At 59.4% G+C, this 13,342-nt stretch carries 11 protein-coding genes; 4 read left to right on the top strand and 7 right to left on the bottom strand.

The features are described 5' to 3' along the window. Window positions 1–26 precede the first annotated feature (26 nt). From G6L97_RS11670 to G6L97_RS11650, 5 genes are all read right to left on the bottom strand, one after another. Window positions 27–1,304, bottom strand: a complete 1,278-nt coding sequence (locus G6L97_RS11670) for a TRAP transporter large permease (protein WP_019566002.1) — start codon at window positions 1,302–1,304, stop codon at window positions 27–29. 4 nt (window positions 1,305–1,308) lie between these two features. Beyond that, entirely contained in the window at window positions 1,309–1,839 is a 531-nt protein-coding gene (locus tag G6L97_RS11665) for a TRAP transporter small permease (RefSeq protein WP_003516529.1), read from the bottom strand. A 116-nt stretch (window positions 1,840–1,955) separates the two neighbouring features. Next, the gene (locus G6L97_RS11660; protein ID WP_003516531.1) at window positions 1,956–3,116 is read right to left on the bottom strand and encodes a fumarylacetoacetate hydrolase family protein; all 1,161 of its coding nucleotides are present in this window, start codon (window positions 3,114–3,116) and stop codon (window positions 1,956–1,958) included. Window positions 3,117–3,322: 206 nt separating this feature from the next. Continuing rightward, window positions 3,323–4,039 (bottom strand): FadR/GntR family transcriptional regulator, encoded by a 717-nt coding sequence (locus tag G6L97_RS11655; protein WP_065659973.1) that lies wholly within the window; start codon window positions 4,037–4,039, stop codon window positions 3,323–3,325. A 119-nt stretch (window positions 4,040–4,158) separates the two neighbouring features. Next, a complete protein-coding gene (locus tag G6L97_RS11650; RefSeq protein WP_038492498.1) occupies window positions 4,159–5,604 on the bottom strand; it encodes an FAD-binding oxidoreductase in 1,446 nt (481 codons plus the stop codon). 200 nt (window positions 5,605–5,804) lie between these two features. Here G6L97_RS11650 and denD point away from each other — a divergent pair, with 200 nt between their 5' ends. From denD to G6L97_RS11630, 4 genes are all read left to right on the top strand, one after another. After that, a complete protein-coding gene (denD, locus tag G6L97_RS11645; protein ID WP_003516536.1) occupies window positions 5,805–6,791 on the top strand; it encodes a D-erythronate dehydrogenase in 987 nt (328 codons plus the stop codon). Further along, a complete protein-coding gene (locus G6L97_RS11640) occupies window positions 6,788–7,690 on the top strand; it encodes an NAD(P)-dependent oxidoreductase (RefSeq protein WP_065688697.1) in 903 nt (300 codons plus the stop codon). The genes denD and G6L97_RS11640 overlap by 4 nt, the downstream gene beginning before the upstream one ends. 9 nt (window positions 7,691–7,699) lie before the next feature. Further along, the gene (locus tag G6L97_RS11635) at window positions 7,700–9,484 is read left to right on the top strand and encodes an IlvD/Edd family dehydratase (protein WP_003516539.1); all 1,785 of its coding nucleotides are present in this window, start codon (window positions 7,700–7,702) and stop codon (window positions 9,482–9,484) included. 127 nt (window positions 9,485–9,611) lie between these two features. Then, window positions 9,612–10,586, top strand: a complete 975-nt coding sequence (locus G6L97_RS11630; protein ID WP_065659969.1) for a threonine ammonia-lyase — start codon at window positions 9,612–9,614, stop codon at window positions 10,584–10,586. 12 nt (window positions 10,587–10,598) lie between these two features. On the opposite strand, the gene G6L97_RS11625 is transcribed toward G6L97_RS11630, so the two are convergent. After that, entirely contained in the window at window positions 10,599–11,702 is a 1,104-nt protein-coding gene (locus G6L97_RS11625) for an NAD(P)/FAD-dependent oxidoreductase (RefSeq protein ID WP_111782552.1), read from the bottom strand. 452 nt (window positions 11,703–12,154) lie between these two features. Then, window positions 12,155–13,333 carry a M20 aminoacylase family protein gene (locus G6L97_RS11620; protein WP_003516543.1) on the bottom strand — a complete coding sequence of 393 codons (1,179 nt, stop codon included), beginning with the start codon at window positions 13,331–13,333 and terminating at the stop codon, window positions 12,155–12,157. Window positions 13,334–13,342: the final 9 nt, after the last annotated feature.

The following is a 13,342-nucleotide window of genomic DNA, read 5'->3' as shown; positions in this document are numbered from 1 at the left end:
CTTGGATTTTGGTTGAGAAGTGGCGATTAACGAAGGTACTGCAGCGGAACCATCACGATGTCCGGGAAAACCACGAGCAACGCCAGAACGATGGTTTCTGCAACGAGGAAAGGCCAGACACCGATCGTGACCTTGCCGAGCGGGATGCGTCCGACGCCTGAGACGACGTTCAGCACGACACCGACCGGCGGGGTAATCAGGCCGATGGCATTGTTGATGATGAAGAGGACGCCGAAATAGACCGGGTCGATGCCTGCCTGCTTGACGATGGGCATCAGAACGGGCGTCAGGATCAGGATGGTTGGTGTCAGGTCGAGCGCGGTTCCTACGATGAAGACCAGCACCATCATGGCAACCATCAGAAGCATCGGACGATCGATCAGCGGTTCGATATAACCTGCGACTTCGTTTGGAATGTTCGCAGCCGTGATGAGCCATGCGGAGACGAGGGCTGCGCAGACAAGGAACATGATGATCGAGGTGCTCTTGGCAGCGCGCAGAAGAACGTGGAACAGATCCGCCGGCTTCAGTTCGCGGTAGATCACCATGCCGACGAAAAGAGCGTAGCCGGCAGCGACAACGGCGGCTTCCGTCGGCGTCATGATGCCTGCCTTGATGCCGCCCAGAATGATGACCGGCATGCCAAGCGCCCAGCCGGCGCGTACCGTGGCAACCAGACGTTCCTTGCCCGAGGTCTTGGGCAGCGGCTTGATGTTATCCTTTCGGACCACGATCAGCCAGGCGATGATCAGCGAAATGCCCATCAGAATGCCGGGTACGATACCGGCAAGGAAGAGCTGGGTGATCGAAACGTTGGCGGCGACGCCGAAGACGATGAAGGCCATGGAAGGCGGAATGACCGGGGCAATGATGCCGCCTGCAGCGATGAGGCCGCCGGAGCGCGGAATGTTGTAACCGGCTTTCGCCATCATCGGGATGAGGATTGCGGCAAGGGCTGCGGTGTCGGCAGCGGCCGAACCGGAGATGCTGGCCATGATGATGGCCGCGACAATCGCGACGATACCGAGACCGCCCCTGATATGGCCCACAAGCGCAATCGCAAAGTCGATGATGCGGCGGGAAAGACCACCGGAGTTCATCAGTTCGCCAGCCAGAATGAAGAAGGGGATGGCGAGCAGCGTGAAGGTGTCCGCGCCCGAGATCATGTTCTGGGCGATGATCGCGGTGTTGAACATGCCCATGTACCACATGAGCACGACGCCACAGAACATCAGCGAGAAAGCGACGGGAACGCCAATCGCCATGGCTCCGAGAAGAGAGCCGACAAAAACGAAAAGTGTCATGGTATCAGCGCTCCGAAAGCTGTTCGATCGTGAGGTTCTCGCCGGCGAACTGGGCGATTTCATCCTCTGTCACGCGGCCCGTCACATAACGGTAGAGGCGTTCCAGAGCGATGATGAACATCAGGCCGCCGGTGAACATGCCGATGCCGTAGACCCAGATCATCGACAGCTTGGTGACAGGCGCATGCATGCTGGCGTTGATGGCGGACTGCTTCCATGTTCCCCAGAAGAAGATGGCGGAACAGCCCAGAATGATAATGTTCGACAAGACCATGCACACGACACGGGCGCGGCGCGACAGGAACATCACGAGAGTTTCGATGCCCATATGGCTGTTTTCACGGAAGGTCAGTACGGCGCCGATGAAGGTCAGCCATACGAAGAAGTATCGCGACAATTCTTCCGAGATATTGATGCCGGAATTCATCGTGTAACGCATGACAACGTTGACGAAGACCATGATCGACATGCCGGCGAGCAGCAGGACGAGAATGATTTCGAGAATCCGGTAAAAGAGATTGATGGTCTTTTGCATTTTCCCCTCCCGAAGAAATATCTGGAGCATTTTCGACGAAGGATCGCCCTCAATGCTCCACCTATGGGTTTTCGCAATTCTGGGCGCAAAACCGCGATGCAGTTTTGCTGGATTGCCTAGAGCAGCCCGCGTTTCGCCAGGTTGCGCATGAGGGCCGCGGTGCCGAATGTCCATTCCGGGCATTCGTCTGTCGTCGTGACCCAGTTGATCAGCTTGCCGAGCTTGGGCGTGGAGATTTCGACACGGTCGCCCTTGGAGTGGGTGAAGCCGAGACCCGGGCCATGGCGGTCCTTTACCGGCGCGAACATCGTACCAAGGAAAAAGACGGCGCCGTCAGGATACTGATGGTTGCGGTTCAAGAGCTGGGAAGCGAGGTTTTCCGGCGTGCGGCTGATCGCCTGCATTGCGCTTGCACCGGTCATGGTGAAGCCGTCCTCGCCTTCGACCAGAAGCGATATCTGCGCCTTCTTCACGTCTTCGATGGTAAAGCGTCCATCAAACAGGCGGATGAAGGGACCGATTGCGCAGGATGCGTTGTTGTCTTTTGCTTTGCTGAGCAGGAGGGCGGAGCGGCCCTCGAAGTCACGCAGGTTGACGTCGTTGCCGAGCGTCGCGCCAACGATACGGCCGTCGGAGGCAATGGCCAGCACCACTTCCGGCTCCGGGTTGTTCCACTGCGACTTCGGGTGAACGCCGATCAGCGCGCCGCAGCCGACGGAGGCCATGGCCTGCGCCTTGGAGAATATCTCCGCATCCGGACCGATGCCAACTTCCAGATATTGCGACCACAGGCCCATTTCCTGCAGCAGTTTCTTCACTTCGGCTGCTTTTTCCGAACCGGCCTCAAGTCCCTTGAGATTGTCGCCGAGAACCGGCGCCAGCCGTCCGCGTATTTCCTGCGCGCGAAGTGGATCGCCTTTGGCCTGCTCCTCGATCACGCGTTCCAGCATGCTGTCGGCGAAGGTCACGCCTGCAGCCTTGACGGCCTGAATATCGTTGGGGGCGAGAAGTTCACCAGCGGAGCCATCCAGAAAGGCCTCGAGCGCGCCAAGCGCTACGAATGTGCCGGTGTCTGCAAGCAGCTCCACCAGATCCGTCTTTTCCAGAAGTTCCGACATGGTCGGCGAAATAGAGGTGAGGTCGTAAAGCACGCCGCCTTTGAGCAGAACGGGGCAGGGGCCGCCTTCGCTTTTCGACCATACGCGGCCGACGAGCAGGGCGTTTTCAAAGTCTTCAGGCAAAATAGCGGTAGCGTCGATGGACCTTGAGCCGGTCATATATATCCTCCCCTTCAGCCCTCCGACAGCCGCCTCCTGCGGTCATATTGTCTGGATGTCTGACAACCTAATCTCATTCTTCTTAGTATGACTTTTACAGCGAGTCTAGCGGCACCGCAGACAAAATTATCGTCTTTCGCCTCTGGATTGCCGGAAAGCAGCGAAACCTGTCCTATAGCTTTGCCGTTTAAGCTTCTGTTTGCGGCTCAGAAGATATCCAGTTCCAGATTGACCCGGCTTGCTGCCCCGAGCAGATGTTTGCGCATCGCATCCTTGGCCGCAGTCGCATCGGCGCGTTCGACGGCTTCGAAGATTGCCACATGTTCGGCGATCGTCACCTCTAGGATTTCCCCGAAAATAGCACGGGAGAAGGCGATGTTGATAGCCGAGCTGATGCGTTCTGCGATAAAGCCGAGAAACATCAGGAAATATTCGTTCTGCGTCGCTTCCGCCAGAATACGGTGAAAGTCGAGATCGGCCGCAACGCCCTCCGTCGACCAGTCGTCGGTCGTTCGCATCTTTTCCAGTGCCGCCGCCAGCCGCGCCAGCTGCTGCGGGTTGCGGTGGAGTGCCGCCAGACCCGCCGCCTCGATTTCCATCGGCATGCGAAGCTGGAAGAGATCGCGGAAATTATCCGGATCGTTCAGACGGGACCGCTCGATGCGAATGGACAGTCTCTGCCGGGGATCGGTGACGAAAGCGCCCACGCCTTGCCGTGTTTCGACAAAACCTTCGTTGCGCAATTGCGCGATCGCTTCACGAATGACCGAGCGGCTGACGCCGAAGGTTTTCGCCAGAACATGTTCCGTCGGCAGCCTGTCGCCCGGCCCGAGTTTCGAATCATTAATTTCGCGGGCGATCTCCGCGGCGATCCGGCCGGGCAGATGATCGTTGCGATGTATCTGACTGAACTCCAGCGTCATGATTGCTCCCGTTCCACAGAAACGATTGGTCCGTTTTTTCCCGCGGCAGGCGACTTCCTCCTTCGCCGTCAGCGGGGTTTTCAGAGGCGGCGTATTCCGCCGCCTTTGCTGTTTCTCGATTAGCTATCCGGTTGCAGGGTTATCTGGCAACCGGGATTCATACGCAAATCGGGGTCAAAGGCATTTTTCAAACCCGTGATCATCCGGCGCTGCACATCAGATAGCCGGCTTTCGAAATCGGAGCGTTTCAGGCGGCCGATGCCGTGCTCAGCGCTGATGCTGCCGACGTAACGGTCAAGGACTTCGTTGACGAGGGTTTTCGATTTGTAGATGAAGGTTTCGCGCTCCTGCGGCGTTGCTCCGTTTGGCGGCAGCACATTGAGATGGACGTTGCCGTCTCCGACATGGCCATAGGAAACCGCCAGGCATTCCGGCAGTTTTTCCGCCAGTTCAGCCTCTGCTTCGGCCACGAACGCCGCAAGTTTTGACAGCGGCACGGAAATATCGGTGCGCATATGGCTGCCGCGCAGCGCCTGACCCTCGTTCATGCCCTCGCGGAAAAGCCACAGAGATTGCGCCTGTGCTCGCGAGGAGGCGATGACGCCGTCCAGCACCAGACCGTCTTCCATGACGCCCTCGAGGAACCGTCCCATCAGGTCGGCAGTGTCTACTAGCCCCGAGCCGGAAATTTCCATCAGCACATAGGCCGGATAATCTCCGGCGATCGGCATTTTAAGGTCAGGGATTGCTTCGATTGCGAGCGTGAAGGCGACGGGCGGCATGAATTCGAAGGCGGACATCAGGTCGCAGCATTCGCGGCGGGCGCGGCGATAAAGCTTGATGGCGTCATCCAGCGAATTGAGGCCGAGCAGTGCCGTCTCGACATGTTCTGGATTGGGGTAGAGCTTTACGGACACGGCCGTGATGATGCCGAGTGTTCCTTCCGCGCCGATGAAAAGCTGCTTCAGGTCAATGCCACGATTGTCCTTACGCAGCGTCGACAGGCCATTCCAGATGGTGCCATCAGGCAATACCACTTCGAGACCCAGCACCAGTTCGCGGGTCATGCCGTAACGCAGAACGTTGATGCCGCCAGCATTGGTGGAGACGTTGCCGCCGATGCGGCAGCTGCCCTGCGCGCCGAGCGACAGCGGAAAGAACATTCCCTTGTCCTGAACCGCATCCTTGAATTCCGACAGAATGCAGCCGGCTTCAACGACAGCCGAAAAATCGTCGCTGTCTATGGTGCGGATGGCGTTCATGCGCTCGAGGCTCAGCACGACCTGACGCTTTGGCTCATCGGGAATGCCGCCGAGCACCAGCCCGGTATTGCCGCCCTGAGGGATGATGGCGAGACCGAGTTCGGCGCAGGCGCGAACCGTATCGGAGACTTCCTTGGTTGAACGGGGGCGGATGACGGCTACCGCCGAACTGGTGACGTCGCCATGCCAGTCGCGGCAATAGCGCAGCATGTCTTCCTGCGATGTCAGCAGCAATGCCTCGCCCAGCCTGTTCTTCAGCGAGAACCGCAATTCCTCGATATCGTGTTCGCTCACGATCGTCATTCCACCCTCTCCGTCCAATCCGCCCTAAAATATCCGGGCAAAGGTCTTTCGCCCTTGCTTTTGCCGGTTTGTGAAAAAATACTATTTTCAATCAAACCATATAAGGTTATCAGACAACCTTACAAGCTAATTTATCGGTTCACGAGCCGATGATGTTTTTTCGGTCTCGGGAGAATGACCGGGCCAAAGAGGAGGAAGATATGCATATTGCAATCATCGGTGCTGCAGGCATGGTTGGCCGTAAGCTGACGCAGCGTCTCGTCAAGGATGGATCGCTTGGCGGCAAGTCGATTGACAGATTCACGCTTATCGACGTGTTTCAGCCTGAAGCGCCCGCCGGCTTCTCCGGTGCGGTTGATGCGCGCGCAGCCGATCTGTCCGCGCCGGGCGAAGCCGAAAAGCTGGTCGAAGCCCGCCCCGATGTGATCTTTCATCTTGCTGCCATCGTATCCGGTGAAGCCGAACTTGATTTCGACAAGGGCTACCGTATCAATCTCGATGGCACGCGTTATCTCTTCGACGCCATCCGCATTGCCAACGGCAAGGACGGTTACAAGCCGCGCGTGGTCTTCACCTCGTCGATCGCCGTATTCGGTGCGCCGCTCCCCTATCCGATTCCGGATGAGTTCCACACCACGCCGCTGACCAGCTACGGCACGCAGAAAGCGATCTGCGAGCTGCTGCTCTCCGACTATAGCCGTCGCGGTTTCTTCGACGGTATCGGCATTCGCCTGCCGACGATCTGCATTCGCCCCGGCAAGCCGAATGCGGCCGCTTCCGGCTTCTTCTCCAACATCCTGCGCGAGCCGCTGGTTGGTCAGGAAGCGGTTCTGCCGGTGCCGGAAAGCATTCGCCATTGGCACGCTTCGCCGCGTTCCGCTGTTGGTTTCCTTCTTCATGGTGCGACGATCGACGTGGAAAAGGTCGGTCCGCGCCGCAACCTGTCCATGCCCGGCCTCAGCGCCACCGTTGGCGAACAGATTGAAGCACTGCGCAAGGTTGCGGGCGAAAAGGCCGTTGCCCTCATTCGCCGCGAGCCGAATGAGATGATCATGCGCATGTGCGAAGGCTGGGCGCCCGGTTTCGAAGCAAAGCGCGCCCGTGAACTTGGCTTTACGGCTGAAAGCTCCTTCGAAGAGATCATTCAGGTTCATATCGAGGACGAACTGGGAGGTTCACTGAAATGAGTGTCGGCGGGGAGGAGAAAAAGCGGTCGGTTGCCTTTATCGGCACAGGCCTGATGGGCGGGCCGATGGCCCGGCGTCTGCTGGGCGCGGGCTTTTCGGTTGCGGTGTGGAACCGCAGCGTCGAAAAGGCTGAGGCGCTGGTTGCCGATGGCGCGGTTCTCGCGGCATCGCCGGCCGAAGCCGCCAGGGGTGCCGATATCGTCATCACCATGCTGAGCGATGGCAAAGCCGTGGGCGAGGTGCTGTTCGAGGCGGGTGTGGCCGAAGCGCTGGAAAAAGGCGCTGTTGTCATCGACAGCAGCTCCATTGCGCCGCCTATTGCGCGCGAACACTCCTCCCGGCTACGGGCAATGGGCATTCATCATGTCGATGCGCCGGTCTCCGGCGGTGTGCCGGGCGCAACGGCGGGTACGCTCGCGATCATGGCCGGTGGCGATGAGGCGCTGATCTCTGGTCTTTCGGATTTCTTCGCGCCGATGGGCAGGCTCACCTATGTCGGCCCCTCCGGTGCGGGCCAGCTTTGCAAACTCGCAAACCAGCAGATCGTCGCCATCACCATCGGCGCGGTTGCCGAGGCGATGATGCTTGTGGAAGCGGGCGGGGCATCCCGCGAAGGGTTCCGTAACGCCATACGTGGCGGTTTTGCCGAAAGCCGGATATTGGAATTGCACGGCGAACGCATGGTGAAGCGCGATTTCGCGCCAGGCGGACCCTCCAAGTTCCAGCTCAAGGATCTGAACGGGGTGCTGGCGACGGCGAAGGATTTGTCCCTGACGTTGCCTTTGACCCAGCAGGTAACGCGGGAGTTCGATGATTTCGTCAGCGATGGTGGAGCCGATATCGACCATAGCGGTATCCTGCTTTACCTCGAAAAACTCAACAACCGGGAACAGGGCTGAGGCGGTCTCATGAGCGACGACAAGACACCCGTGCGGCGGCTGCGATCCCAGGACTGGTTCGACAACCCTGACCATCTCGACATGACGGCGCTCTATCTGGAGCGCTTCATGAATTATGGCGTGACGCCGGAAGAGCTGCGTTCCGGTAAGCCGGTCATCGGCATCGCGCAGAGCGGCAGCGACCTGACGCCCTGCAACCGCGTCCATGTCGAACTGGTCAAGCGGGTGCGCGATGGTATCCGTGATGCGGGCGGCATCCCCATCGAGTTTCCGACCCATCCGATGTTCGAAAACTGCAAGCGACCGACAGCGGCGCTTGACCGCAATCTTGCTTATCTCAGCCTGGTGGAAGTGCTTTACGGTTATCCGCTCGATGGCGTCGTGTTGACCACGGGCTGTGACAAGACCACGCCTTCGGCGCTGATGGCGGCAAGCACGGTTGATATTCCGGCTATCGTCTTATCCGGTGGGCCGATGCTCGACGGATATCATGACGGCGATCTGGTTGGTTCCGGCACGGTCATCTGGCGCATGCGCCGCAAATACGGCGCCGGCGAAATCACCCGCGAGGAATTCCTGCAGGCGGCGCTCGAATCCGCTCCGTCGGTTGGCCACTGCAACACCATGGGCACGGCCTCTACCATGAATGCCATCGCAGAAGCGCTCGGTATGTCGCTGACCGGCTGCGGCGCGATCCCGGCCGCTTACCGCGAACGCGGCCAGATGGCCTATCGCACCGGCCGCCGCGCCGTCGAACTGGTTGTCGAGAATATCAAGCCTTCGGATATCATGACGCGCGAGGCGTTTTTGAACGCGATCCGCGTCAATTCGGCGATCGGCGGTTCGACAAATGCCCAGCCGCATCTGGCGGCGATGGCGAAACATGCGGGCGTCGAACTTCGCGAGGAAGACTGGCAGGTTCACGGTTATGACATTCCGCTCATCGCCAATGTCCAGCCCGCCGGAAAATGGCTGGGCGAGAAATATCACCGTGCCGGCGGTACGCCCGCCATCATGTGGGAGCTTCTGAAGGCAGGCAAGCTTGATGGGAGCTGTCCGACCGTGACCGGCAAGACCGTGGCGGAAAATCTGGACGGGCGGGAATCGACCGACCGCGACGTAATCCTTCCTTACGATAAGCCGCTCAAGGAACGGGCCGGTTTCCTCGTCCTCAAGGGCAATCTGTTCGATTTCGCCATCATGAAGACGAGCGTGATCTCGGCGGAATTCCGGCAGCGTTATTTGAGCGAGCCGGGTCGTGAGGGGATTTTCGAGGGCAAATGTGTAGTTTTCGATGGTTCGGAAGACTATCACGCCCGTATCAACGATCCTTCTCTCGATATCGATGAGCGCACCATTCTCGTCATTCGCGGGGCCGGACCGCTCGGCTGGCCGGGTTCGGCTGAGGTCGTCAACATGCAGCCGCCGGACGCGCTGTTGAAAAAAGGCATCACCAGCCTGCCGACAATCGGCGACGGCCGGCAATCGGGAACCGCGGATAGCCCGTCGATCCTCAATGCCTCGCCAGAAAGTGCCGCCGGTGGAGGACTGGCATGGCTTCGCACGGGTGACGTGATCCGCATCGATTTCAATCAGGGCAAGTGCGACGCGTTGGTACCGGATGCAGAGCTTGCTGCCCGAAAGGCCGATGGCATTCCTGCGGTGCCTGCGGATGCCACGCCCTGGCAGCGCATCTATCGTCAATCGGTGACCCAGCTTTCGGACGGTGCGGTTCTGGAAGGGGCCGCGGATTTCCGCCGGATTGCCGAGAAGATGCCCCGGCACAACCACTGACCATTCATTTGCAAGCGCATGACGAAAGATCCCCGGCCAAGACCGGGGATTTTTCTTGTCCAGCCGGTTTCACTATTAATTGCGACCTCCTAATGTACACCCAACATCCGCATTACAGGGGCAGGGCATGACAGATATTTCGATGATTGAGGCAGCGCGCCAGCGCATCGGCGAACATGCGGTGCGGACACCGCTTCTGTCGTCGCATTTTCTGGATGAGATTGCCGGGCGAAAGCTGTTCGTGAAGGCCGAGTGCCTGCAAAGAACGGGTTCGTTCAAATTTCGCGGCGGCTGGTCGGCGGTATCCGGTCTGCCGGCCGATGTGCGCGCCCGTGGCGTGATCGCCTTTTCCTCGGGCAACCATGCGCAGGGCGTCGCGCTTGCTGCTCGTCTGCATGGCGTGCCTGCCGTCATCATCATGCCCTCCGATGCACCAAAAATCAAAATCGACAATACCCGCGACTATGGTGCGGAAGTGGTGCTCTATGACCGGGCGAATGACGATCGCGACGCCATTGGCGACCGCCTGTCGAGCGAGCGCGGACTGACCCTTATCAGGCCCTACGACGAACCGCTGGTGATTGCAGGGCAGGGGACTGTCGGGCTGGAAATCGCCGAACAGGGCTTGGAACTCGGTATCGATGCGGCCGAGGTTCTCGTGCCCTGCGGCGGCGGCGGCCTCACATCCGGCATCTCCCTTGCCCTTGCGGCGAAAGCGCCGAACTACAAGGTCAGGACGTCAGAACCCGAGCGGTTCGACGATGTGGCGCGCTCACTCGCAGCGGGCAGGATCGAGCGGAATGCAACGACTTCCGGTTCGATCTGCGATGCAATCGTCACGCCTCAGCCCGGTAACATCACCTTCCCGATTATGGTTGGGCTTTGCGGAAAAGGCATTGCCGTAACCGAAGATGAAGCACTGCGGGCCATGGTTCTCGCCTTCAACAGGCTGAAGGTCGTCGTCGAGCCGGGCGGCGCGGTGGCCTTGGCGGCGGCGCTGTTTCACGGCAACGAGCTGGAGAGCGAAACGGTGATTGCGGTTGCCTCCGGCGGCAATGTCGATCCGGAGATCATGGCGAGCGCGCTGTCCCGTTTCGGCTGAGATCAGGTGAGATCAGGCCTCGAGCCGTGCCGCAACCTCGTTGGCCATCGCCAGCGAGGCGGTGAGGCCGGGGCTTTCGATGCCGAAAAGATTGACGAGACCGGCAAGTCCGTGGGTTTCCGGCCCGTCGATGCGAAAATCCATGGCCGGTTCGTCGGGTCCTGAAATCTTCGGCCGGATGCCCGAATAGGCCGGGATCAGCGCGTGTTCCGGTAGGCCCGGCCAATAGCGGCGGATCGCGTCGCCAAAACCCTCCATGCGGCGGGGATCGACGGCATAATCAATGGTGTCGACCCACTCCACATCCGGCCCGAAACGGGCCTGACCGGCAAGATCCAGGGTGAGGTGCACGCCAAGGCCGTGGGTGTGCGGAGCGGGGTAGATGAGCCGTGAAAAAGGCGACTTGCCGGTCAGCGAAAAATAGCTGCCTTTGGCGAAACGCGCCTCCGGGATCGTGTGCTTCGGCAATCCCTCGATCTGTTTTGCCGCCAGCGGTGCCAGAAGGCCGGCGGAGTTGACGAGCAGCCGGCATGTCAGGCTGAGAGGTTCCTTGCCGCCAACGTGAACGCGGAAACCGTTGCCGGTCGTTTCCGCCCTTTCGAATGGTGCATTCAGGGCGAGGGCTGCGCCATGGTCTTGCGCGTCGCCGAGCAGCGCCAGCATATAACCATGGCTATCAATGATGCCGGTCGAAGGTGAAAGCAGGGCCGCTACGCAGGTGAGCGCAGGCTCGAGCGACAGCGCCTGCGTGGCATCGATCAGTTCGAGGTCGTCGCAGCCATTGGCGTTACCCTTTTCCTTGAGTGTCGCCAACAGAACCGTTTCGTCCGCATTCGCTGCCACGATGAGTTTGCCGCAGCGGCGGTGCGAAACGCCATGGCTCTGGCAGAACGTATAAAGCCGCTCCCTGCCTTCAACGCAAAGGCGTGCCTTGAGGCTGCCTTCAGGATAATAAAGCCCGGCGTGAATAACCTCGCTGTTGCGCGAAGAGGTGGCGGAACCGAATTCCTTTTCGCCTTCGAGGATGATGACGGAAAGACCACGCATCGCCAGTTCGCGGGCCGTCGCCAGTCCGATCACCCCGGCTCCTATGATGATGGCGTCGATATCCGTCATGGTCCTTATCCGAGCCTGCCAATGATTTTGAACGGAAATGCCGTCTGCGACGTTGATCCTGCGCAATGGGTAGATTGATGCTTGTCCGGCGGCAAGTCGCGATCCGTATTTTTCCCAATGCGCCGAACTTATGGAATTTTATCTCTACTGAAACAGTGGGGAATAAAGCTATTCTTCACGGGAAATAAGCAGTGCCCGCTTTGACGGGCCGAGCAGGGAAGGGAGTTGTACAATGTCTTATTCCAAGGCCGGAAAAGCAAAAGACTTTGTCTCGCAGCCCCAGTCGCAGCGAAACTGGAGAGATTCGGTTCACGCGGCTCTTGTCGGCGTGTGCGTGGCTTTTGTCGCGGCGGTCATACTCGGTCTCGTTCCCTGATCCTCCCAGATTTTCTCATCAGGAAACTTGAGAAAAAAAGGCCGGTCGCTCCTCCGACCGGCCTTTTTACATTCATTCACGCCTTGAGATAATCCTCCGCCAGATCGACCCAGAAGGCGGTTCCGATTGGCAGGATATCGTCGTTGAAGTCGAATTTCGGATGGTGCAGCGGCGGGTCGTTTTCGGTGCGCGCGGTACCGAGGAAGAAGTAGCAGCCGGGCCGTTTTTCAAGCATGTAGGCGAAGTCTTCCGCGCCCATGGACGGGCGCTGCATTTCGACCACCTTTTCCGCCCCGGCAAAACGACGGGCCAGACCGGCGACATAGTCCGTTTCCGCCTTGTGGTTGACTGTCGCATTGTAGCCGCGCTCGTAATCGAGCGTGACACTCATGCCATAGCTGGCCGCCTGGCCTTCGGCTATCGCCCGGATACGCTTTTCCAGTTCGTCGCGCACACCCGCGTCAAAGGAACGGATGGTGAGCAGCATTTCCGCCTTCTCGGGAATGACGTTGCTCGCAACGCCAGCATGAAATGCGCCAACAGTGACGACCGCCGATAGTTGCGGATGGATGTTACGGGACACCACCGTCTGCAAGGCCATGATGATACTGGCGCCCGCAACGATAGGGTCGGCCGCATCCTGCGGTTCGGCGCCGTGGCCGCCATATCCGTTGACGGTGATCCTGCATTCATCGACGGCGGCAAGGATCGGGCCGTCGCGCAGGACGAATTGTCCGAAGGGTACGCCGGGATCGTTATGGAGGGCAAAAACCGCATCGCATGGGAAGCGGTCGAACAGTCCGTCCTCGATCATGATGCGGGCGCCGCCGAAATTCTCCTCCGCCGGCTGGAAGATCAGATGCAGGGTCCCATCGAAATTCCTGCGTTCGGCGATGATCTTCGCGGCCCCCAGGAGCATGGCCGTGTGTCCGTCATGGCCGCAGGCATGCATGACGCCATCATTGGCGCTTGCATATTCCGCTCCAGTTTCCTCACGGATCGGCAGGGCATCGATATCGGCGCGAATGCCGAGCGTGCGGGCACTGTCGCCATTGCGGAGCGTGGCGACGATACCGGTTCCGGCAAGTCCGCGCGTTACTTCGTAACCCATTTCCACCAGCTGCCCGGCAATGAAATCCGAGGTCTGGAATTCGGAAAGACCGATTTCGGGATGCCGGTGCAGGTGGCGGCGGATTGCCACCACATCCGGCATATGGTTGGCGAAGGAGGCAATGTTTGCGGTCTGTCTGGTCATTTTCGAAGT

Origin of the sequence: Agrobacterium tumefaciens (assembly GCF_013318015.2) — a bacterium.
Classification (GTDB): Bacteria; Pseudomonadota; Alphaproteobacteria; order Rhizobiales; family Rhizobiaceae; genus Agrobacterium; species Agrobacterium tumefaciens.
This window is presented reverse-complemented; position numbering and strand designations above follow the sequence as displayed.

Bases quoted from the DNA above. Each gene is read 5' to 3' on its own strand.
- G6L97_RS11670 (WP_019566002.1), bottom strand. From the start codon at position 1,304: ATGACACTTTTCGTTTTTGTCGGCTCTCTTCTCGGAGCCATGGCGATT.
- G6L97_RS11665 (WP_003516529.1), bottom strand. From the start codon at position 1,839: ATGCAAAAGACCATCAATCTCTTTTACCGGATTCTCGAAATCATTCTC.
- G6L97_RS11660 (WP_003516531.1), bottom strand. From the start codon at position 3,116: ATGACCGGCTCAAGGTCCATCGACGCTACCGCTATTTTGCCTGAAGAC.
- G6L97_RS11655 (WP_065659973.1), bottom strand. From the start codon at position 4,039: ATGACGCTGGAGTTCAGTCAGATACATCGCAACGATCATCTGCCCGGC.
- G6L97_RS11650 (WP_038492498.1), bottom strand. From the start codon at position 5,604: ATGACGATCGTGAGCGAACACGATATCGAGGAATTGCGGTTCTCGCTG.
- denD (WP_003516536.1), top strand. From the start codon at position 5,805: ATGCATATTGCAATCATCGGTGCTGCAGGCATGGTTGGCCGTAAGCTG.
- G6L97_RS11640 (WP_065688697.1), top strand. From the start codon at position 6,788: ATGAGTGTCGGCGGGGAGGAGAAAAAGCGGTCGGTTGCCTTTATCGGC.
- G6L97_RS11635 (WP_003516539.1), top strand. From the start codon at position 7,700: ATGAGCGACGACAAGACACCCGTGCGGCGGCTGCGATCCCAGGACTGG.
- G6L97_RS11630 (WP_065659969.1), top strand. From the start codon at position 9,612: ATGACAGATATTTCGATGATTGAGGCAGCGCGCCAGCGCATCGGCGAA.
- G6L97_RS11625 (WP_111782552.1), bottom strand. From the start codon at position 11,702: ATGACGGATATCGACGCCATCATCATAGGAGCCGGGGTGATCGGACTG.
- G6L97_RS11620 (WP_003516543.1), bottom strand. From the start codon at position 13,333: ATGACCAGACAGACCGCAAACATTGCCTCCTTCGCCAACCATATGCCG.